This window comes from Rhizobium sp. 268 (genome assembly GCF_036571585.1).
Classification (GTDB): domain Bacteria; phylum Pseudomonadota; class Alphaproteobacteria; order Rhizobiales; family Rhizobiaceae; genus Rhizobium; species Rhizobium redzepovicii.
In genome coordinates this window covers 319,165-338,223 of sequence record NZ_JAPPSO010000005.1, presented here as the reverse complement: position 1 = coordinate 338,223, position 19,059 = coordinate 319,165, and the positions used below count along the sequence as shown (strand labels likewise).

General features: G+C 60.9%; 20 protein-coding genes. 11 read left to right on the top strand and 9 right to left on the bottom strand.

All coding sequences use genetic code 11. The features are described from left to right. Positions 1-30: 30 nt before the first annotated feature. Entirely contained in the window at positions 31-1,047 is a 1,017-nt protein-coding gene (locus OS035_RS12520; RefSeq protein WP_331813769.1) for a porin, read from the bottom strand. A gap of 359 nt (positions 1,048-1,406) precedes the next feature. Between OS035_RS12520 and OS035_RS12515 the strand changes: the two genes are divergently transcribed. From OS035_RS12515 to OS035_RS12495, 5 genes are all read left to right on the top strand, one after another. Then, positions 1,407-2,432 (top strand): sulfate ABC transporter substrate-binding protein, encoded by a 1,026-nt coding sequence (locus OS035_RS12515; protein ID WP_183778023.1) that lies wholly within the window; start codon positions 1,407-1,409, stop codon positions 2,430-2,432. Positions 2,433-2,440: 8 nt separating this feature from the next. Beyond that, the gene (gene cysT, locus OS035_RS12510) at positions 2,441-3,298 is read left to right on the top strand and encodes a sulfate ABC transporter permease subunit CysT (protein WP_183778021.1); all 858 of its coding nucleotides are present in this window, start codon (positions 2,441-2,443) and stop codon (positions 3,296-3,298) included. Then, entirely contained in the window at positions 3,288-4,160 is an 873-nt protein-coding gene (cysW, locus tag OS035_RS12505) for a sulfate ABC transporter permease subunit CysW (RefSeq protein ID WP_183778019.1), read from the top strand. Before cysT ends, cysW begins: the two co-directional genes overlap by 11 nt. 10 nt (positions 4,161-4,170) lie before the next feature. Next, positions 4,171-5,211 (top strand): sulfate/molybdate ABC transporter ATP-binding protein, encoded by a 1,041-nt coding sequence (locus tag OS035_RS12500; protein WP_003594557.1) that lies wholly within the window; start codon positions 4,171-4,173, stop codon positions 5,209-5,211. Positions 5,212-5,367: 156 nt separating this feature from the next. Next, positions 5,368-6,234 (top strand): cell wall hydrolase, encoded by an 867-nt coding sequence (locus OS035_RS12495; protein WP_331813768.1) that lies wholly within the window; start codon positions 5,368-5,370, stop codon positions 6,232-6,234. A gap of 40 nt (positions 6,235-6,274) precedes the next feature. On the opposite strand, the gene pepT is transcribed toward OS035_RS12495, so the two are convergent. The 7 genes from pepT to OS035_RS12460 form a co-directional block, all read right to left on the bottom strand. Then, the gene (pepT, locus tag OS035_RS12490; protein ID WP_183854604.1) at positions 6,275-7,507 is read right to left on the bottom strand and encodes a peptidase T; all 1,233 of its coding nucleotides are present in this window, start codon (positions 7,505-7,507) and stop codon (positions 6,275-6,277) included. A 94-nt stretch (positions 7,508-7,601) separates the two neighbouring features. Beyond that, positions 7,602-8,660, bottom strand: coding sequence for an ABC transporter ATP-binding protein (locus tag OS035_RS12485; protein WP_183778011.1), 1,059 nt, complete (start codon positions 8,658-8,660; stop codon positions 7,602-7,604). 4 nt (positions 8,661-8,664) lie between these two features. Further along, positions 8,665-9,495 (bottom strand): carbohydrate ABC transporter permease, encoded by an 831-nt coding sequence (locus OS035_RS12480; RefSeq protein ID WP_097625486.1) that lies wholly within the window; start codon positions 9,493-9,495, stop codon positions 8,665-8,667. Between the two features lie 4 nt (positions 9,496-9,499). Then, on the bottom strand, positions 9,500-10,435 hold the full coding sequence (locus OS035_RS12475) for a carbohydrate ABC transporter permease (protein ID WP_183778009.1): 936 nt from the start codon (positions 10,433-10,435) through the stop codon (positions 9,500-9,502). Positions 10,436-10,668: 233 nt separating this feature from the next. Next, a complete protein-coding gene (locus tag OS035_RS12470) occupies positions 10,669-11,928 on the bottom strand; it encodes an ABC transporter substrate-binding protein (RefSeq protein ID WP_012555219.1) in 1,260 nt (419 codons plus the stop codon). A gap of 30 nt (positions 11,929-11,958) precedes the next feature. Then, positions 11,959-13,131 (bottom strand): PLP-dependent transferase, encoded by a 1,173-nt coding sequence (locus tag OS035_RS12465; protein ID WP_183778008.1) that lies wholly within the window; start codon positions 13,129-13,131, stop codon positions 11,959-11,961. Next, positions 13,128-13,850, bottom strand: coding sequence for a FadR/GntR family transcriptional regulator (locus OS035_RS12460; protein WP_049732927.1), 723 nt, complete (start codon positions 13,848-13,850; stop codon positions 13,128-13,130). Before OS035_RS12460 ends, OS035_RS12465 begins: the two co-directional genes overlap by 4 nt. 218 nt (positions 13,851-14,068) lie before the next feature. Here OS035_RS12460 and OS035_RS12455 point away from each other — a divergent pair, with 218 nt between their 5' ends. Together OS035_RS12455 and OS035_RS12450 are read left to right on the top strand one after the other, a co-directional pair. Continuing rightward, a complete protein-coding gene (locus OS035_RS12455) occupies positions 14,069-14,566 on the top strand; it encodes a DUF995 domain-containing protein (protein ID WP_183854606.1) in 498 nt (165 codons plus the stop codon). A gap of 318 nt (positions 14,567-14,884) precedes the next feature. Further along, positions 14,885-15,454, top strand: coding sequence for a hypothetical protein (locus tag OS035_RS12450; protein ID WP_331813767.1), 570 nt, complete (start codon positions 14,885-14,887; stop codon positions 15,452-15,454). Positions 15,455-15,519: 65 nt separating this feature from the next. Here OS035_RS12450 and OS035_RS12445 read toward each other — a convergent pair whose 3' ends face one another. Next, on the bottom strand, positions 15,520-16,059 hold the full coding sequence (locus OS035_RS12445; RefSeq protein ID WP_310805596.1) for a cytochrome c: 540 nt from the start codon (positions 16,057-16,059) through the stop codon (positions 15,520-15,522). A 193-nt stretch (positions 16,060-16,252) separates the two neighbouring features. Between OS035_RS12445 and OS035_RS12440 the strand changes: the two genes are divergently transcribed. The 4 genes from OS035_RS12440 to OS035_RS12425 all read left to right on the top strand — a co-directional run bounded on the left by OS035_RS12440 (position 16,253) and on the right by OS035_RS12425 (position 19,056). Beyond that, positions 16,253-16,756, top strand: a complete 504-nt coding sequence (locus OS035_RS12440; protein ID WP_331813766.1) for a cytochrome b — start codon at positions 16,253-16,255, stop codon at positions 16,754-16,756. A 124-nt stretch (positions 16,757-16,880) separates the two neighbouring features. After that, positions 16,881-17,279, top strand: a complete 399-nt coding sequence (locus tag OS035_RS12435; RefSeq protein ID WP_331813787.1) for a hypothetical protein — start codon at positions 16,881-16,883, stop codon at positions 17,277-17,279. A gap of 92 nt (positions 17,280-17,371) precedes the next feature. Continuing rightward, a complete protein-coding gene (locus OS035_RS12430; RefSeq protein ID WP_183777998.1) occupies positions 17,372-17,599 on the top strand; it encodes a hypothetical protein in 228 nt (75 codons plus the stop codon). Further along, positions 17,596-19,056 carry a TolC family protein gene (locus tag OS035_RS12425; RefSeq protein ID WP_331813765.1) on the top strand — a complete coding sequence of 487 codons (1,461 nt, stop codon included), beginning with the start codon at positions 17,596-17,598 and terminating at the stop codon, positions 19,054-19,056. The genes OS035_RS12430 and OS035_RS12425 overlap by 4 nt, the downstream gene beginning before the upstream one ends. The last annotated feature ends 3 nt before the right edge of the window (positions 19,057-19,059 follow it).

Sequence of the window (19,059 nt, the reverse complement as noted above, 5' to 3'; positions counted from 1 at the left end):
TCGCGCCTCCTCGTCTGCAATCAGGCAATCTTAGAAATCGCGCTGGAAGCGCAGGAAGCCGAACACTTCGTCGTCGCCTTCGTCCTCATCGTGATATTGCACGCTGAGCTTCGTACGGAGATCGTCGACGATGCGATAGTCGATCGTGACGCCAGTCGTGTAGGCGCTGCCGCCTGTGAAGCCATTGCCGTCAGCTTCGAGAGCGACGTTTTCGAAGTACTGGAAGCCGGGGGTAACCGACCACTTATCGTTGATCTTCAAGGCGTATTCTGCTGCGATCGTCCATTCGGACTCTTCGTAGTAGTAGTTGGCGCCGCTTGCCCAAACGCCGGCAATGCCGAGCGTGCCCGGGCCGATGTCGGCATAGACGATACCGCGGACGGCGACTTCGCTGGTGTCGGTGTCATAACCGGCAAGCAGGTAAGCGCTGACGGCGCCGGCCTTGTAGGAAACCTGGCCTGCGACACCGAAGTTGTTCGGGCCTTCGCCCGGCTTGGTGGCATAGTCTTCTTCCAGCTCGTCGACCGAGAGACCGGCAGCGAAAGCGCCGTTCTCGTACTGATAGCGGATCGAGTTGTGGGTGGTCTCGTTGCTGGCGAGCGTATCGGTCTCGCCGCTCATGTCGTCATCCCACCAGCTGTAGAGCTTACCGACGCGGAAACCGGCGATGTCGATATAGCCTTCATCCAGCAGAGCTTCCTGATCGGAGGCATTGTCGGCATTGTAACGCAGCGTGATGACGCCGGTCAGCGTGCCGTACTCGGTGTCGTTCTTGGCCTGGAAGGTGACCTGACCGCGAGTCCAGAAGTTTACGTCGGAATCGCCGGAGATTTGGTCGCCGAAGCGCACTTCGGTACGGATGTAGCCGCCGACCGAAAGGCATGTTTCCGTCCCCGGAATATAAAAATAGCCGGTTCCGTAGGCGTCGCAAACGCGAACATATTCCACGGGCTCGGGTTCCGCCGCCACGATGGCGTCGGCTGCGCGGGCTCCGGAGGCCGCGGCAAGGGCGGCAACGGAGGCAAAAAGGATAGTTCTGATATTCATTTTGAATGGCCCTAACAGGTTTGGAATGCGAGGCACATTTCAAGGGATGCCCCCGCGTAGCGGCCGGAAAAAACGGACGCACGGTGGCCATATAGGAATCCGCAAGTGTCATCGCGGCAAAATCTGGGCAAAAATCAGCGCCACCATGGCGCTTTCGTGGAGGAACTGTGGCCGAAAAAGCACGGTCGCTCGAGTGACGGCGGGCGGCATAAATTGGCCGCGGCCAACTTCGGCACGTCCATTTCAAAATCACCCCTTAAATGGAATGACATTCTACCAGCAGGGCCCGTGCCGGAAGAACCTTCGTTTCATTATACGACTGACTTGATAGAGTTAAGACAGATAACAGGAGGGTTCCCATGCAGACACAACGGCTCACCCGGCTCATCGCAGCCGCGGTCATGGCAGGCAGCTTCGCGATCGGGAGCATCGCTCCGGCTTTCGCGGATCAGACGTTGCTTAACGTTTCCTATGATCCGACGCGCGAATTGTACAAGGATTTCAACGCCGCATTTGCTGCGAAGTGGAAAAAGGACAACGGTGAAGCCGTGACGATCCAGGCCTCGCATGGCGGTTCCGGCGCCCAGGCCCGCTCGGTCATCGACGGTCTCGACGCCGATGTCGTGACGCTTGCCCTCGAAGGCGATATCGACGCCATCGCCAAGGCCACCGGCAAGATCCCGGCCGACTGGAAGACGAAATTCCCCAACAATTCGACGCCTTATACATCGACGATCGTCTTCCTCGTCCGCAAGGGCAACCCGAAAGGCATCAAGGATTGGGGCGACCTGGTCAAGGACGACGTGCAGGTGATCACACCGAACCCGAAGACCTCGGGCGGCGCCCGCTGGAACTTCCTCGCCGCTTGGGCATGGGCCAAGCAGGCGAATGGCGGCGACGAAGCCAAGGCGCAGGATTATGTCGCCAAGCTCCTGCAGCATGTACCGGTTCTCGATACCGGGGCGCGCGGCGCCACGACCACCTTCGTCCAGCGCGGCCTCGGCGACGTGCTGCTTGCCTGGGAAAACGAAGCCTATCTCTCGCTCGAAGAACTCGGTCCAGACCAGTTCGAGATCGTGACGCCAACCTTCTCCATCCGCGCCGACCCGCCGGTCGCCGTCGTCGACGGCAATGTCGACAAGAAGGGCACGCGCAAGGTCGCCGAAGCCTATCTCAATTACCTCTATTCTGACGAAGGCCAGAAGATCGCCGCCAAGCATTATTACCGGCCGATCAAGCCGGAAGCCGCCGATCCCGCCGATATCGCCCGCTTCCCGAAGCTGACGCTCGCGACCATCGAAGACTTCGGCGGCTGGAAAGAAGCGCAGCCGAAATTCTTCGGCGACGGCGGGGTATTTGACCAGATCTACAAGCCGGCCCAATAATAGACTTCATGAAAGCACATAGCCCCACGCGGTGGCGGTTCAGACGGCCGAGCGTCATTCCGGGTTTCGGAATGGCGCTCGGCTTTACCTTGACCTGGCTCACCCTTCTGATTCTCATCCCGCTCTCGGGCCTTGCAGTCCGCTCGAGCGCGCTCGGCTGGGAGAAATTCTGGTCGATCGCGCTCGATCCGCGCACGCTGAACGCGCTGCGCATCAGCTTCGGCAGCGCCTTCATCGCCGCGATCGTCAATGCCGTCTTCGGCATCCTGCTTGCCTGGGTGCTGGTGCGCTACCGCTTTCCCGGCAAGCGCATCATCGACGCCATGGTCGATCTGCCGTTCGCGCTGCCGACCGCCGTTGCCGGCATCGCGCTGACGACGCTCTATGCGCCAAACGGCTGGATCGGCCAGTTCCTGACGCCGCTCGGCATCAAGATCGCCTTCACGCCGGCCGGCATCGTCGTCGCGCTGATCTTCGTCGGCCTGCCCTTCGTGGTGCGCACCGTGCAGCCGGTGATGGAAGAAATCGACAAGGAAGTGGAAGAGGCCGCAGCAACGCTCGGCGCCAACCGCTTCCAGACGATTTTCCGTGTGCTGCTGCCGGGGCTGGCGCCCGCCGTGCTCACCGGCTTTGCGCTCGCCTTTGCCCGCGGCGTTGGCGAATACGGCTCGGTCATCTTCATCGCCGGCAACCTTCCGTTCAAATCGGAGATCGCGCCGCTTTTGATCATCATCAAGCTGGAAGAGTATAATTATGCGGCGGCGACCGGCATCGCGGCGATCATGCTGATCATCTCGTTCGCCATGCTGCTCGTCATCAACCTCATCCAGAGCTGGAGCAGGCGGAGGTACGGCTATGGCTCTTAATACAACCGCTCAACCGGTGAAGCTGCGTTCGGTCACCACCGAAAACCGCATCGCGCGCTTCACGCTGATCATCGTCTCACTGGTCTTCCTGCTGCTGATCCTGCTGCTGCCGCTGGCCGCCGTCTTCGTCGAGGCCTTCCGCAAGGGTGCCGGCCCCTTCATCGAGGCGCTCGGTGATGCCGAAACCTTCTCGGCGATCCGCCTGACGCTGATCGTTGCCGGGGTCAGCGTTCCCCTTAACCTCATCTTCGGGGTTGCCGCCGCCTGGGCGATCGCCAAGTTCGAGTTCAAGGGCAAGGCTTTCCTGACGACGCTGATCGACCTGCCCTTCTCGGTTTCTCCCGTCATATCGGGCCTAGTCTTCGTGCTGTTATTCGGCGCCAATACGTGGCTCGGCCAATGGCTCAGCGCCCACGACATCAAGATCCTGTTTGCGGTGCCGGGCCTGATCCTCGCCACCATGTTCGTCACCTTTCCCTTCGTCGCCCGCGAGCTGATCCCGCTGATGCAGGAACAGGGAACCGCCGACGAAGAGGCAGCCCTTTCGCTTGGCGCCAGCGGCTGGCAGACCTTCTGGCACGTGACGCTGCCGAACATCAAATGGGGCCTGCTCTACGGGGTGCTGCTCTGCAACGCCCGCGCCATGGGCGAATTCGGCGCCGTTTCGGTGGTGTCGGGCCACATCCGCGGCCAGACGAACACCATGCCGCTGCAGGTGGAGATCCTCTATAACGAGTATAATTTCACCGGCGCTTTTGCCGTCGCCACGCTCTTGGCCTTGCTGGCGCTCGTCACTCTTGTTTTGAAGACGCTGCTGGAAATGCGCTATAGCGCTGAAATCTCCGCCAGCCGGCGGCACTGAAGGATTTGGAATGGAAGTACGCGTTCAAAACATCCGCAAGGAATTCGATCGTTTTCCGGCGCTGCACGATGTCTCGCTCGGCATCCGCTCCGGCGAGCTGATCGCCCTGCTCGGCCCGTCGGGCTCCGGCAAGACGACGTTGCTGCGCCTGATCGCCGGCCTCGAAAGTCCGACGGAGGGGCAGATCTTCTTCGGCGACGAAGATGCCTCGAAGAAATCAGTGCAGCAGCGCAATATCGGCTTCGTCTTCCAGCATTATGCCCTGTTCCGCTACATGACGGTGCTCGACAACGTCTCCTTCGGCTTGAGAGTCAGAAACAGCGCGCGGCGGCCGGCCAAGGCTGATATCCGCAAGCGAGCGCTGGAACTGCTCGACCTCGTCCAGCTCTCCGGTCTTGAAAAACGCTACCCGGCGCAGCTTTCCGGCGGCCAGCGCCAGCGTGTGGCGCTCGCCCGCGCGATGGCCGTCGAGCCGAACGTGCTGCTGCTCGACGAGCCCTTCGGGGCGCTCGACGCCCAGGTGCGCAAGGACCTGCGCAAATGGCTGCGCGAGATCCACGACCGCACCGGCCACACCACCGTCTTCGTCACCCATGACCAGGATGAGGCGCTGGAGCTTGCCGATCGCGTCGTCGTCATGAGCCAGGGTGCGATCGAGCAGGTCGGCACGCCGGATGAGGTTTACGACAATCCGAACTCGCCCTTCGTCTTTGGCTTCATCGGCCAGTCGAACTGCCTGCAGGTGGAAATCTCAGATGGCGATATTCGCTTCGAAGGCCGCTCGCTCGGCCTCAATGCCGAGGGCGAGCCGGACGGCACGGCGCAGCTCTATTTCCGTCCGCATGACGTGCGGCTCTGCGAATCAGCGGAAAACTGCATCGCCGGCCAGCCGGTTTCCAGCCGCCGCGTCGCCGGCACCCGCCACATCGAACTGGATATCGGCAATGACCGCCCGCATATCGAGATCGAGCTGCCGCCGAGCGAGGCCGACAGGCTCGACCGCCACCGCGTGGCCTTCAAGCCGACCCGCTGGAAGCTGTTCCGCAGCTGAGGGGGTGTTGTCACGGCCCGACTCCTTGCAGGACTCTCATTTGGCGAGAGGCCCTTTGGCTTTTTGTGATCTATGGTTGTTTGTATTTTTGTCACATGACGAGTAAAAGATTTTCACGTTAATAAGTAGGACTAATCCCACAGGAGGCACCTTGCGTTGAGGGCGGAGATTTCCTTTGGAATATCCCTGATCGGGATTTTGTTCGTAGGGCTGGCGGCTACAGGCTGCACGACGACACCGAAACCGGCGGCAACGGCGGCGAAGACAAAGCAACCGGCGAAAGTTACCTTCAACTACACGAACAAGGACCGCGACTGCCTGCAGCGTGCGATGTATTTCGAATCGCAGCACTCCGATGAGGACGGCTATATGGCTGTCGGAACCGTGGTCATGAACCGGCTGACGTCAGGCGCCTATCCGCCGTCGATCTGCGGCGTCGTCGCCCAGGAAAAGCAGTTTGCGCCGGGCGTGATGACGCGCGAAGTCAAGCCGCAGGCCGAAACCGAGCTGGCGACCGCCGCCGATGCGATCCTCAAAGGCGCCCGTCATCCCGCGGTCAAGGATGCGATGTTCTTCCACACCGACGGGCTGAAATTCCCTTACAACAACATGCATTATGTGGCGGTCGCCGGCGGCAACGCCTTCTACGAGAAGCGCGGCGCCGATGGCATGCTGCAAACGCCGCCGCCGCTGCCCGCCTATGAGGTGGCGATGAACTATGTGCCGGGAGAAAGCATGCTGCCGCCGCAGTTCGAGGCTTTGATCCCCTCGGCCGTTCCGGTTCCGCTTCCGGCGCCGGATCCGATGCCGACGGCGAGCACGATGTCCCCGATCAATGCGGCGCCCACGGCCGCCCATATGGCGCCCATCGCAAATCCCATGCCGATGCAGATCACGGCGCCGGTGACCGCGCCGGAAACCTCGATCGAACCGGACCCGGGAATGCGGATCGCGATCCCCATCCCCCGCCCCGCCTATGACAGCGTCATGCTGCGCGGCAGCGTCACGGCGAACGGCGGCTAAGCCCGTCGTTCTTCCGGTTGTGGGTTAAATTGCAGGGCGCTCACGCGCGGTCTTCCCACACCTTGGCGAGTTCCACGATCGTCTTAACTGCCTTTTCCATATCCTGCCGGCTGACCCACTCGAGCGGCGAGTGGAAGGCATGGCCGCCGGCGAAGATGTTCGGGCATGGCAGTCCCATGAAGGAAAGGCGTGAGCCGTCCGTGCCGCCGCGGATGCTGCCGCGCACCGGCGTCATGCCGGCACGGCGCACGGCTTCGATGGCGTTGTCGACGATCTCCGGGTGCCGGTCGAGCACCACCTTCATGTTGCGATACTGTTCCTTGACCTGAAAATGATAGGTCGAGCCGGGATAGCCCGCCATGACCTCCTTGACGATGGCTTCGAGCATCGTTTCCTTTTCCACCAGTCCCTTGTCGGTGAAGTCGCGGATGATGAGGCTGAGCGAGGCCTTTTCCATCGAGCCGGTCACGCCGGTGGGATGGATGAATCCCTGCTTGCTCTCGGTGGTCTCCGGCGCCATCTCCTTCGGCAGCCGGTCGATGATGGCGCCGGCAATCTTGATGGCGTTTTCCATGCGGTCCTTGGCAAAGCCCGGATGAATAGCCACGCCTGAAATAGCGATCTCGACGCCATCGGCCGAGAAAGTCTCGTCCTCGATATGGCCGGCCGTCTCGCCGTCCATGGTATAGGCGAAGTCGGCACCGAGTTTCCTCAGGTCAACCTTGTTGACGCCGCGACCGACTTCCTCGTCGGGCGTGAACAGGATCTTGATCGTCCCGTGGCGGATCTCGGGATTGTCGATCAGGAACTGCGCGGCAGTCACGATTTCCGCCAGCCCCGCCTTGTCGTCGGCGCCGAGCAGGGTCGTGCCATCGGTGGTGACGATATCGTTGCCGATCTGGTTATTCAGCTCGGGATGCTCGGAAACGCGGATCACCCGGCTCGAATCGCCGGCAAGTTCGATGTCCCCGCCGGCATAGTTGCGGATGATCTGCGGCTTGACACCCGTGCCGCTGAAATCGGGCGCGGTATCCATATGCGAGCAGAAGCAGATGACCGGCACCGCCTTGTCGCTATTTCCAGGAATGGTCGCATAGACATAACCGTGTTCATCGAGATGCGCGTCGGCCAGCCCAATCTTCAGCAGTTCATCGACCAGCACCCGGCCGAGATCCTTCTGCTTTTCGGTGGTCGGCTGCGTCGACGAGGCAGGATCGGATTGCGTGTCGATAACGACATAACGGAGAAAGCGGTCGAGAACAGTGTCGGTCATGGCATCCAATCCAGCAAATCACCTGGTTGATATAATCCTCACGGACGATGCGGCAAAAGGTTTTTCCGCTCGCAATGCGTGAGGATTGACCTGATCAATCGACGCGTAGCCCCTCGTCGTCGAACACATGCAGGTACTGCGCCGGGAAAGCCACATTGACCTTCGGGCCTGCCTTCAGCGCTTCGCGATCGAGCGTGAAGATCTTGAACGGCAGGCCGTGCAGGGCAAGATGCAGGATGATGCCGAAGCCGGTGGGTTCGACGAGTTCGACATCGGTGGCAAGGCCCGCCCCGTCATTCGTCATCAGCACATGCTCCGGCCGAATGCCGAGCGTAACCTTGGCACCATCTTCAAGGGGCAGCGGCTTTGCCAGCGGAACGATCGTTCCGTCCTGCAGCTTGACGCCGCCGTCGACATAGCTCGCATCGAGAAAATTCATCCCCGGCGAGCCGATGAAGCCCGCGACGAACAGATTGGCGGGGTGATCGTAGAGTTCGAGCGGACTGCCGACCTGCTGCACCACGCCGCCGTGCATGGCGACGATCCGGTCCGCCAGCGTCATTGCCTCGATCTGGTCATGGGTCACGTAGATCGAGGTCGCCTTCAGGTCGCCGTGCAGCTTCTTGATTTCGGCACGCATCTGTTCGCGCAGGCGCGCATCGAGATTGGACAGCGGCTCGTCGAACAGGAAGGCCTTAGGCTGGCGCACGATGGCGCGGCCCATGGCGACGCGCTGGCGCTGGCCGCCGGAGAGCGCCTTCGGCCGACGTTCAAGCAGCGGATCGAGACCGAGCTTGGAGGCGGCCGCGGAGACGGCACTGGCGATCTTCTCCTTCGCCGTCTTCCGCAGTTTCAGGCTGTAGCTCATATTGCCGGCAACGTTCATATGCGGGTAAAGCGCATAGGACTGGAACACCATGGCGATGTCGCGGTCCTTGGGATGCCGCTCGTTCACCCGGGCGCCGGCAATGCGGATCTCGCCTGATGTGACGTCCTCCAGTCCGGCGATCATCCGCAGCAGCGTGGACTTGCCGCAGCCGGAGGGGCCGACGAGCACGACGAATTCGCCGTCCTTGATCTCGAGGTCGACACCGTGCAGCACCTGCACATGGCCATAGGCTTTGCGGATATTCTGGATCTCGATCGATGCCATTTGTTTAACCCTTGACCGCGCCGGCCGTCAGGCCCTGGACGAGATAACGCTGGATGAGCAGGAAGAAGAGGCCGGCCGGAATGAGCGCCATGACGCCCGCCGCCATCATCTGCCCGAAATCCACCGAGAATTTCGAAACGAAGGTGAGAAGCCCGACCGGGAAGGTCGCCGCGTCGTTGCCGTTGATCAGCATCAGCGCAAAGAGCAGTTCGCTCCAGGCGGCGGTGAAGACGAAGCCGAGTGTGGCAGCGATGCCGGGCAGCGTCAGCGGCAGGATGATCTGGCGAAAAGCCGTGAACTGCGTCGCACCGTCGATCATCGCTGCCTCTTCCAAATCCTTGGGGATACCGTCGAAGAAGGACTGCATCAGAAAGGTGGCGAAAGGCACGTTGAAGGCGGTGTAGACGATGACGAGCCCCGTCAGGCTGTTGGTCAGGTGCAAGGGCGACAGGATCTTGAAGATCGGCGCCACCAGCATGACGAGCGGGAACATCTGGGTCAGCAGCATCAGCGCGACGATCCAGTATTTCGCCCGGAAATTGAAACGCGACAATGCGTAGCCGGAAAGCGAGGCGCAGACCGTCACGGTCACCGCCGTCGAGGCCGAGACGATCAGGCTGTTCTTGAAGAAAGTCGGAAAGGCGCTGTGCTGCAGCACGAAGGCATAGTGATCCCATGTCGTGCGCGACGGCCACATGCGCACGCCTTCGCTATAGAGCAGGTCGTTCGGCGTCACCGAGACCTTGAGCAGCCAGAACAGCGGGAAGAGCGCGAAGGCGATATAGCAGAGGATTGCCAGGCGGTGCGCGATGGTGGGGATGGCGGATCGTCTCATCGGCTCAATCCTTGTTCAGCAGCGTCTGCCGTAGCAGGATGATCAGCATCGAATAGGCAAGCAGCAGCACGAGCAGCACCAGCGCGATCGCCGAGGCATAACCGAAATCGAGCCGCTTGAACGCCGTGGTGAAGATGTAGCTTGCGACGATCTGGGTGCGGTCGGCCGGCCCGCCATTGGTCATGACGACGATCAGATCGGCGAAATTTGAGATCCAGACGGTGCGCAAGAGCACGGTGATGGCGATGGTCGGCGCCAGAAACGGCAGGGTGATCGAGCGGAAGCGCTGGAACCATCCGGCGCCGTCGATCGACGCCGCCTCGTAGAGATCGCGCGGGATCGCCTGAAGGGCGGCCAGCAGCGTGATCGCGAAGAACGGAATGCCCCACCAGACATTGGCGACGATCGGCCCCCACATCGCATAATTGGGATCGGAAAGGATATTGCCCGGCTCATGCATCAGGCCGAGCCCGAAGAGCCAATGCGGGATCGGCCCGATGACCGGATTGAACAGCCAGGCCCAGTTGAGGCCGGCAAGAAAGGACGGCACGGCCCAGGGCAGGAAGACCAGCGCCTGCGCAATCGCCCTGCCCGGGAAGGGCTTGTCGAGCAGAAGCGCCAGGATAAGCCCGAAGGTAAACTGCAGGACGACGGAGGCGCCGGTCCACCAGAGCGTATTCCTCAGCGCTCCGTAAAAGGCCGGATCGCCCGCAAGCTCACGGAAATGATCGAGCCCGATGAAGCCGCCGGAAAACGGATTGAGCAGCTGGATATCGCGAAAGGCGTAGGAAACGCCCAATGTCAGCGGCACCAGCATCACCGCAATGATCAGGACCAGCGACGGCGCGCTGTAGAGATAAGGCTGCGAAGCATCGGCAAGACGACGCAGCCATGGCCTGCGGTCACGACGCATGTCGAGCGTATCGGCGGAAATGGTCATCAGATTGCAGTTTCCATCGTCTTACCCGGTTGGGAATTGGTGATGTTTCTGAATGGAGAGACCGGAGCCCCCTCATCCGACCCTTCGGGCCACCTTCTCCCCGCTGGGGAGAAGGGGAATGAGGCGCCGCCACGAGTCTCTTCTCCCCAGCGGGGGTCCGAAGGACGGGTCGAGACCGGCGGCTCGACGTAAGGCGGATGAGGGGGCTTCTGGCTCGAAGCCCCCATCACCCCTTACTTCTTGCTCAGGAACTTCTGCTGCGCCTTGGTCAGATAGTCCGCCCACTGGTCGGCCAGATCCTTCGCCGAGATATCGCCGAGCAGCGCCTGCTGCGAGGTCTTGATAGCCAGCGAATCCTTGAAGAAGGCGAACTCCTCGAGGTAGGTCGGCATCACGGTCGGCACCGTGTTCGGGTCCGCCAGTTCCTCGAACCAGCCCTTGAACTGGTCACCGGCATAGAAGGGGTCCTTCTCGGCGGCCGTATAGGCCGGCAGAGCGCCGATGCGCTTGTTCCACTCGATATTGCCTTCCGGCCCTTCGAGGGTGGCAATCAGCTTCCAGGAGAGATCCTTGTTGCCGCTGGTCGCAAACATCGACCAGCCGCCATAGCCGATCGTCGGGAAGGACTTGCCATCCGGGCCTTTCGGCAGCGGCATGACGCCGAAATCTTCCTTTTTCATCCGTTCGGCAATGGCGATCAGCGCATCCGGATCCTGGTCGAGGAAAGCACAGGTGCCGGAATAGAAGCCGGCGACGACTTCGTTGAAGCCCCAGTTGACGCTGTCCTTCGGCGCATAGCCCTTCTTATAGAGATCGACCATCCATTCGATGCCCTTGGCCCAGCCCGGGCTGTTCATCGTCGAGGTACCGTCTTCGTTGAAGTACTTGTTCGACCCGGCCATCGAGGCGGCAAAAATCATCCAGCCGTTGAGCCCGCCCGCGCCGCCGCGCATGCAGTAGCCGTATTTACCCTGCAGTTTGGAGATCTTTTCCGAAGCGGCGGTGAACTCTTCCAGCGTCTTCGGCGGCGCTGCGACGCCAGCTTCCGAAAGCAGCTTCTTATTGTAGAACATCGCCCTCAAATAGAAGCCGTAGGGCAGCATATAGGCGGTGTTCTTCACGTCGCGGCCAAGTTCGAGCGCGCGCGGCGTCAGCTCCTTGGTGTGCTCCCACTTTGCGAGATAGGGCTCGAGGCTTTCGAGCATGCCGTTATTGGCATAGAGCGACAGCCAGGTATCGGGCATCTCCATCACATCGGGCACGTCGCCGGCCGATACCATGGTCGCGAACTTCTGGAAGGCTTCGTTCCACGGCAGCGAGATGATGTCGACCTTGGTGCCGGGATTGGCGGCCTCGAATTTGCCGACGATCGATTTCAGCGTTTCGGTGCGCTCCGGGCTGGTGATGACTTCGACAAGCTTCAGCGTCGTATCGGCAAAGGCCGTACCCGCCATCATCGAAGCAAAGAGCGTCGAGATTATTAGTTTTTTCATGCTCAGTTCCCCCTTTTAGGTTCTTGGGTTTCAGGATTGCGAGGCGGCGGCGAGCGCCTCCTCGATGTCTCTCCACAGCGCCTCGGTTCCTTCGAGGCCGACATGGAGGCGTACGGATCGCGCATGGATGCCAAAGGTTTGCGCGGAATTCGGCTGTGCCTTCTGCTGCAGCACCACCTCGCCCGGTACGATCAGGCTTTCATGACCGCCCCAGCTTACACCCAATTTGAAGAGCTTGAGGTGGTCGGCGAAGGCGCGGATATCGACGCCGTCGCGGAAGATGAAGGAAAACAGGCCCGAGGTGCCGTTGAGCCCGGCCGGCAGTCGGTTGGCGAGGCCGGGATGGCAGACCGTCTCGACCACTTCGAGCTTCTGCAGGCGCCTGGCGATCTCGAGCGCCGATGCCTCATGCGCCCGCATGCGCAGCGGCAGCGTGCGCAGGCCGCGGATCAACAGCCAGGCATCGAAGGGCGAAAGCTTGCCGCCGAGATAGGGATAGGCCTCGGCTTTGATGCGGGCGATCATTTCCTTCGAGCCGGCAACGATGCCCGCCACCACATCGCTGTGGCCGCCGAGATATTTCGAGGCTGAATGGATGACGAGGTCGACGCCGAGCGTCAGCGGCCGCTGGAAGAACGGGCTTGCCCAGCTGTTGTCGATCATCGAGACGACGCCGTGGCGCTTGGCCAGCGCTGCGAGCGCGCCGACATCATGCGCCTCCATCACCCAGCTCGTCGGGCTTTCCAGGTAGAGGAGCTTGGCGCCGGGCAGTGCCTTGGCGACCGCCTCCTCGTCGCGCCCGTCGACATAGGTCACTTCGATCTTCATCCGTTTCAGGATGGTGCCGAACAGGCGGAAGGCATCGGGATAGACGTGTTTGACGGCAACGATGCGGTCGCCCGGCTCGACGAAGCTCAGCACGGATGAGGAGATCGCCGCCATGCCGCTGGCAAAACCCAGCGCATCCTCGGCACCTTCGAGCTTGGCCAGCATCTCCTCGAAGGCGCGCACCGTCGGGTTCAGCCCGCGCGTATAGGTCGGCCGTACCTTCTCGCCACGATAGACGGTGATCATCTCGTCATAATCGGAAAAGGTGAAAAGCGAGGTCTGGAAGATCGGCGGCACGACGGCGTCGGCGAAATTGCCGTCGTCGTGGGCGGTGATGATGGAGGCAAGATCGAACGGGTCTTCGCCGCTGCTCATTTGGACATTTCCTTGATGTCTTCCTCGACGATGTCGAGGATCTTCAATGTTTCCGCGCGCGCCGCCTCGGCATCCCCGGCCGCGATCGCGTTGAAAAGGGTGCGGTGGAAGGGAAAGGACCGGCGGGCGAAATCCTGCCGGTCGAACGGATGTTCCCAGAAGCGCTCGAATGTCTCGCGCATCTGCTCGAGAAGCTGGCGAAACAGCGGATTGTGGGTGGCGTCGTAAACGGCGAGATGGAAAGCCAGATCCTCCGGCCCCGAGGTGCCCTTCTCCAGATGCACCCGCTCCATCTCGTTGAGCTTTTCCTCGATGACGACAAGATCCTTCGCAGTCCGCCGCCTAGCTGCGACCATGCCCGCCTCGCACTCGATGCCGCGGCGAACCTCCAGCGTCTGCAGCAGCGCATCGCGAAGATGCACCGCATCGAAGGACAGCGGCATATGGATCGTCGCCCGGGACACCGGCTTCAACAGATAGGTGCCGCTGCCCTTGCGCGTCTCGATCACCCCGAGCGCCTGGAAATGGCGGATTGCCTCGCGAATGGTCGAACGCCCGACGGCAAGGGCCGCCATCAGCTCGCGCTCCGCCGGCAGCCGATCACCGGCCTGCAGCCGTGCATCCTCGACATAATCCGCCAGCGCATCCGTCACCTGACGCGCGCGGTCCATGGCGGGAAGCGGCCGGATCACCGGCCTGTCGCTAAGCTTTGCCTTCATGGTTCCCCATTTTTCTTGTCAGGCAGTCAGTTCGTCAAATTGGTCTGACATCTTAGCATTTATCAAAGAGCGAAATCCGTCAAGCGATGTTTGGGATAAAGTGGTGGTGGCTTGTCAAGTGACGTAACGGTAGGGCTAACGCCCTTAGCTAGATCAGGCGAATTGGCGAACATTCCGAAAAGGTGTTCCGTCACATCGTCAAAATGGAGGAACCAGCCATGAATAAGCTGTCAGTGCTCGCAGTTATTTCTGTGACGGTTATTGGCCCATCGATATCGTTCGCCAAAGATGAAGGTAAGTTGCCGAAAGGCGCCGTTGAATTGTCCGAGCAGGAAGTCAAAGATCTCTACGTCGGCAATTCGGTCAAATATGATGTCGGAGACGGGTTGGTATACTACACCTGGTCAGCGGATGGGACGTTGAAAGGCGTTAAGGTTGGAAAGAAAAAGGGAGAATACGGTTATGCGGACGGCACGTGGACCGTAACGGGCAATATGTTTTGCTTCAAATCCGACTGGAAGAACAAGGCCGGCGATGTCGTATATGTTTACCAACCGTGCAAAGCGTGGTGGCGTGTGGGTAAACAGAAATGGACCAAAAACGTTTCCGGGGACGATCAATACAACGGCGACATTTATAACAACGAGATAAAGAAGATGTCGAAGGGTGACAAGGTGACGGCAATGTTTGATACAGCAAAAGCGTCGGCCAAATAGCATGACAGCAGCAGTCGGCGGCAACGATGATCGTCAACTTGAAACTCGTCTAATAACTCGACCGCCTGAGCCCTCGAACGACAGCACCGATGGCTTTACCAGTGGCGCTTTCATCGAAGTGTAACCCACGGTGCCCTCATCTTCGCTCTGCCGCCTCCACGTCATCCGCCTTGCCGAGTTGATGGGATAGACGGGTGAAGTGTATGTTGCGGGAAGCAAAAGCCCTGATGACTTGGGTAGCATCACGCCAGGGATTGTGCCTCCAAGCTTGCCATGACCGCTTCAAAGGGTTGTGGCCCAAAGTATAGGCTGTGAAGCATGCGCGACTATGTGAAAAGTGCAGGTTTTCATCGACATATGCGCTTACTGCTGGCTTCCAAATTTCAGGAGCTCGGCTGGGAATCGCAAACGGGCAAATGCAGCTTTGCCCGTGGAAAAAGGGTTTTCTGGCTTCAGATATCCCAATCGTCGAACAGCCTGATCGGCGGCAAATTTACACTCAATGTTTCCGAAGGTTCCGGCGCCGCTGGCGACACAAGGATATTGCGCCACTTGAACGAGGCTGACCGGGCCATTGGCAAGGCTTTGGAAGAGCACATTATCGCCCGCCGTCCCCGGCCTGATCCCGATCCGGACATAGAGGTCGTCGGAGACGGCGGACCTCTCCTGTTAAAACTCGGTGATCTGGCGAAGGCAAATCCAAGACAGTGGGATGGTCCCTCCGACGTCTGGCTGCCCTACTTCAGCAAAAGCGATCTCGACGAATGGGCCGCGTTTTTGTTGCCCCTTCGTGAGCGACTGATTCGGCCGTCTACGCCTGAAATCACCGATCCGATGACGTGGACCAAGCGGTTTGACCGCCTCACGGGTCTGTTTCGCTGGAGATGAGCGGGACGTTCGACCTTGGACCACTGGCGAATGAGTGGTGCCGCCGCATGCACGGAAACCTGACGTCAGCGCTCCATCCTGAACCGAGCATGGCAGGTCGTGCAGCTCTGCAGCATCAAATGGAAAATGTGTTCGGCGGGAAGCGACGAAAGGCTCGCCGCGTTGGTGACTTGGGTTCCGAGCGGTCCGCCGCCCATCGGCTCTCCTGGCCGCATCCGCATGCGGTCGGTCATCGCCCCGGGATTGGCCTGCGCCTGCGCATCGAGTGCGCGCGCATAGACCCGAAGATCCTCCGCGAGGCGGTCGAAGCGGTCGCGCTCCTCGATGATGTCAGGCTTCGCCTCCGACCTTGCATCCTCGACGCCATCGGTGAAATGTCCAGCAAGGATCTCGCCCGACCTCTCGGCAATGGCACCGGCGGCGGCCGCGAATTGCTTCGATGAGTAAGTGTCGGGGTTTCGGAACATCTCGGCTATGGCTTTCGCCGCCGCTGCCATGGCCTTCATGTCGGCCTGTCGGTCGCTGATAATATCCGCCCTCGCCGGTGGAACCAGCGTAGACACGGCGACGATGGCGCCGAAAATGGGGGCCACTCCTGAAATCATCGAGAACCTCGCATGTTGACCAGCCGATCGCACCAAGTCTGGCGAGCTGACCGATCCTCCGATCCTGTCGCAGCGAAGTCGAGCGAAAAGAGGGCGTAATGCCCCTGCACGCGGCGGGCCTCGGTCTTACGGCTGGCAGCGCACGAAGCATTAACTGCGGCAGGATAGTTTGCGGGGAGATCCGGAGGGGATGATGAAAGGCAGCTATTCGACGGCGCAGATAGGCCTTCATTGGCTGATCGCTCTGTTTCTTCCGATCCAGTACCTCACAGGCGGCAGCATCGAACGCACACATCATGCCGCCCATATGGGCGTCACACCTTCGTCGTTCGATCTCTTTCAGCACAACGTCCACAATTGCGCCGGCATGCTGATTGGAGTTCTGATGGGCGTCCGGTTGCTTCTGCGCATCAAGACCCCGCCGGCGCCGCAATTGCCGGCCTCGTGGTGGCAGAAGGCCGCGGCCGGCTTTCACCACGCTTTGTACGTGGCAATTCTGATGCAAGCCGGCTTGGGTTTCGTCACCAGCTATCTCTGGTTCGGAACCGCGGCCTACCATGTCGCCCTGGCGAACATCATCCTGGCGATCGTCGCTCTCCACTTCGGCGCCGCGGCGTGGCATACACTTGTCATCAGGGACGAGACGCTTGATCGCATGATCTTTCCCCGCCGCAATCCAACCTCCGAAAAGCTGTAGACTGAGATCCACCGAGTGTCCGGTTGCCGGCGCATGATGCGCTGGCGCCACAGAAATGGCGGGAATCTCTGCCAGTCCTTCGTCGCAATTGATAATGGACGGCGTTCGATGTAATCGACACACTATGGGTCATATGTACCGAATCGCACTGAGCAGACTTCTCCTCCTGGTGCGGCTGGCGATCATCATATCGCTGGCTGGGTACAGCATTTCCAGCGTCGACGCCGCCATGCACGGCCCTGCCCTGCAAGTCGAAAAGACCGTATCGAGTGCCGCGGCCCACGGCGGCCACGGCATGGCCGGCGTCTCAAGCCACAAGCACGGGCATGGCGATGCGACCGACAAGGATGGTCCTTCCAAAATCGCCAAACAGGAATGCTGCAAGGATTTTTGCGGCGGCTTCGTGCTTCTGTGCGGGGGCCAAAGCTTAGGCGGCCCGGTCGTCGCCTCGATCCGGCAGTTTAGCGACGACGAGCACGTGCTGGGTGAATTGCCGCTCCTGGATCGCCCACCGAATATCTGATGAGGGATACACCCGCTTGAGCGGGTCCAGTCGGTCGCCTGCCCGCATCCGGGCAAGAGCACCGTAGGCTATCTCTTTTTCGGAATTTCATAATGAAACCCTCGCTTTTCGTGGTGGGGCTGCCGCTTGTCGTCGGCGGCTGCGCATCCACGCTTCCTCCCGACGTGGTGGCGTCTTCCGCCGCGGTCGAAGAGCCGTCCGCGCGCCCGGTCACCTACCGGTCACCAGTTTCGGGCTATGTCACTAGGCAGCCGGTCGATCCCAAGCCGTGGCGCAGACAGAACGATCTCCAGTCTCCTCAGAAGGGAGACGCCTCATGATCGACCTCAGATTCGCCACGATTCTGGCATTCCCGCTGATCTTGAGCGGCTGCGTCACGGGCGCCGAATATTCAAGCAAGCAAGCGGGCTTTGCTTCCGTTGCCGACCAGACGGCGATCGTGACAACGAAGCAGACGGTCTGGATACAGAACCAGAACCAGGCCCGATCGGTCTCCGCGCAGGTCAGAAGCCTGCTCGCCCGAAAGAAGACCCTTGATGTCGAGACTGCCGTTCAGATCGCCCTGCTCAACAACAAGGGCCTCCAGGCCGCCTATGCCGATCTCGGTGACAGCGCCGCCGACGCCTGGCAGTCGACAATGCTCGTCAACCCGACCGTCTCCATTGGCACAACGGGAATGGGCACGCCGGAGGTGGAGGCGTTCAGGACCATCGAAGGGATGATCACGACGAATATCCTGGCGCTCGCGACCAGGAACCGGGACGTGGCAATCGTTGACACCCGCTTCCGGCAGGCGCAACTGACCGCAGCCGTAAAGACGCTTCAGCTTGCCGCCGACACCCGCCGTGCCTGGATCGGAGCAGTGGCGGCCTGGGAGAATGCCGGGCAGCTCCAGCGGGCCCAGGCGACGGCGGACGCCGCTTCCGAACTGGCGGAGAAGCTGGGCGAAACTGGCGCGATGAACAAGGGCGCCCAGGCCCGCGAGCATGTGTTCGTCGCCGAACTTGCCGGAGAGACGGCAAAGGCCCGTCTGGCGGCACGCCTTGCCAAGGAGGAACTGACGCGGCTCATGGGCCTGTGGGGCACCGACCTCGACTATCAGATACCCAACAGCCTTGCGGCGCTACCCAAGACCGTCGCCAGACGAGACACCATCGAGGCCGAGGCGCTCCAAAACCGCATAGACCTTCATGTCGCAAGACTCGAACTCGAGGCCACCGCCAAGTCCTACGGGCTGACCGAGGCGACACGCTATGTCACCGACCTCGAGATTCTGACCGGCTTTGAAACGGAACGGGAAATCGAGGATGACGAGAAGAAGACGAGGACGACTGCCCAGGTCGAGCTTGAGTTCGCCATTCCGATCTTCGACACCGGAAAGGCCCGGATGCGCAAGGCTGAGCTGGCTTACATGCGGGCGGCGAACCAGCTCGCGGAGAAAGCCGTCAACGTCCGCTCGGAGGCACGCTCCGCCTACGAGGCGTACCGATCGAACTACGACATCGCGCGACACTACCGCAACAATGTCGTGCCGCTGCGCAGCAAGGTCGAGGAGGAATCCCTGCTGTCCTACAACGGCATGATCACCAACACCTTCGAACTGCTCACCGACACGCGCGACAAGATCAACTCCATCCTGCTCTCCGTCAATGCGAAACGCGACTTCTGGCTGGCCGAAGCCAGTCTCGCGCCGGCGATCTACGGCGGCGGGACGAACGCGTCGGCAGGAACCGAGGTCGCCGCTGCTTCCGAAAGCAGCGGTGGCGGCGGCCATTGAAAA

Excerpts from the sequence above, each read along its gene's own strand:
- OS035_RS12520 (WP_331813769.1), bottom strand. The coding sequence starts at position 1,047 with ATGAATATCAGAACTATCCTTTTTGCCTCCGTTGCCGCCCTTGCCGCG.
- OS035_RS12515 (WP_183778023.1), top strand. The coding sequence starts at position 1,407 with ATGCAGACACAACGGCTCACCCGGCTCATCGCAGCCGCGGTCATGGCA.
- cysT (WP_183778021.1), top strand. The coding sequence starts at position 2,441 with ATGAAAGCACATAGCCCCACGCGGTGGCGGTTCAGACGGCCGAGCGTC.
- cysW (WP_183778019.1), top strand. The coding sequence starts at position 3,288 with ATGGCTCTTAATACAACCGCTCAACCGGTGAAGCTGCGTTCGGTCACC.
- OS035_RS12500 (WP_003594557.1), top strand. The coding sequence starts at position 4,171 with ATGGAAGTACGCGTTCAAAACATCCGCAAGGAATTCGATCGTTTTCCG.
- pepT (WP_183854604.1), bottom strand. The coding sequence starts at position 7,507 with ATGACCGACACTGTTCTCGACCGCTTTCTCCGTTATGTCGTTATCGAC.
- OS035_RS12485 (WP_183778011.1), bottom strand. The coding sequence starts at position 8,660 with ATGGCATCGATCGAGATCCAGAATATCCGCAAAGCCTATGGCCATGTG.
- OS035_RS12480 (WP_097625486.1), bottom strand. The coding sequence starts at position 9,495 with ATGAGACGATCCGCCATCCCCACCATCGCGCACCGCCTGGCAATCCTC.
- OS035_RS12475 (WP_183778009.1), bottom strand. The coding sequence starts at position 10,435 with ATGACCATTTCCGCCGATACGCTCGACATGCGTCGTGACCGCAGGCCA.
- OS035_RS12470 (WP_012555219.1), bottom strand. The coding sequence starts at position 11,928 with ATGAAAAAACTAATAATCTCGACGCTCTTTGCTTCGATGATGGCGGGT.
- OS035_RS12465 (WP_183778008.1), bottom strand. The coding sequence starts at position 13,131 with ATGAGCAGCGGCGAAGACCCGTTCGATCTTGCCTCCATCATCACCGCC.
- OS035_RS12460 (WP_049732927.1), bottom strand. The coding sequence starts at position 13,850 with ATGAAGGCAAAGCTTAGCGACAGGCCGGTGATCCGGCCGCTTCCCGCC.
- OS035_RS12455 (WP_183854606.1), top strand. The coding sequence starts at position 14,069 with ATGAATAAGCTGTCAGTGCTCGCAGTTATTTCTGTGACGGTTATTGGC.
- OS035_RS12450 (WP_331813767.1), top strand. The coding sequence starts at position 14,885 with ATGCGCGACTATGTGAAAAGTGCAGGTTTTCATCGACATATGCGCTTA.
- OS035_RS12445 (WP_310805596.1), bottom strand. The coding sequence starts at position 16,059 with ATGATTTCAGGAGTGGCCCCCATTTTCGGCGCCATCGTCGCCGTGTCT.
- OS035_RS12440 (WP_331813766.1), top strand. The coding sequence starts at position 16,253 with ATGAAAGGCAGCTATTCGACGGCGCAGATAGGCCTTCATTGGCTGATC.
- OS035_RS12435 (WP_331813787.1), top strand. The coding sequence starts at position 16,881 with ATGGGTCATATGTACCGAATCGCACTGAGCAGACTTCTCCTCCTGGTG.
- OS035_RS12430 (WP_183777998.1), top strand. The coding sequence starts at position 17,372 with ATGAAACCCTCGCTTTTCGTGGTGGGGCTGCCGCTTGTCGTCGGCGGC.
- OS035_RS12425 (WP_331813765.1), top strand. The coding sequence starts at position 17,596 with ATGATCGACCTCAGATTCGCCACGATTCTGGCATTCCCGCTGATCTTG.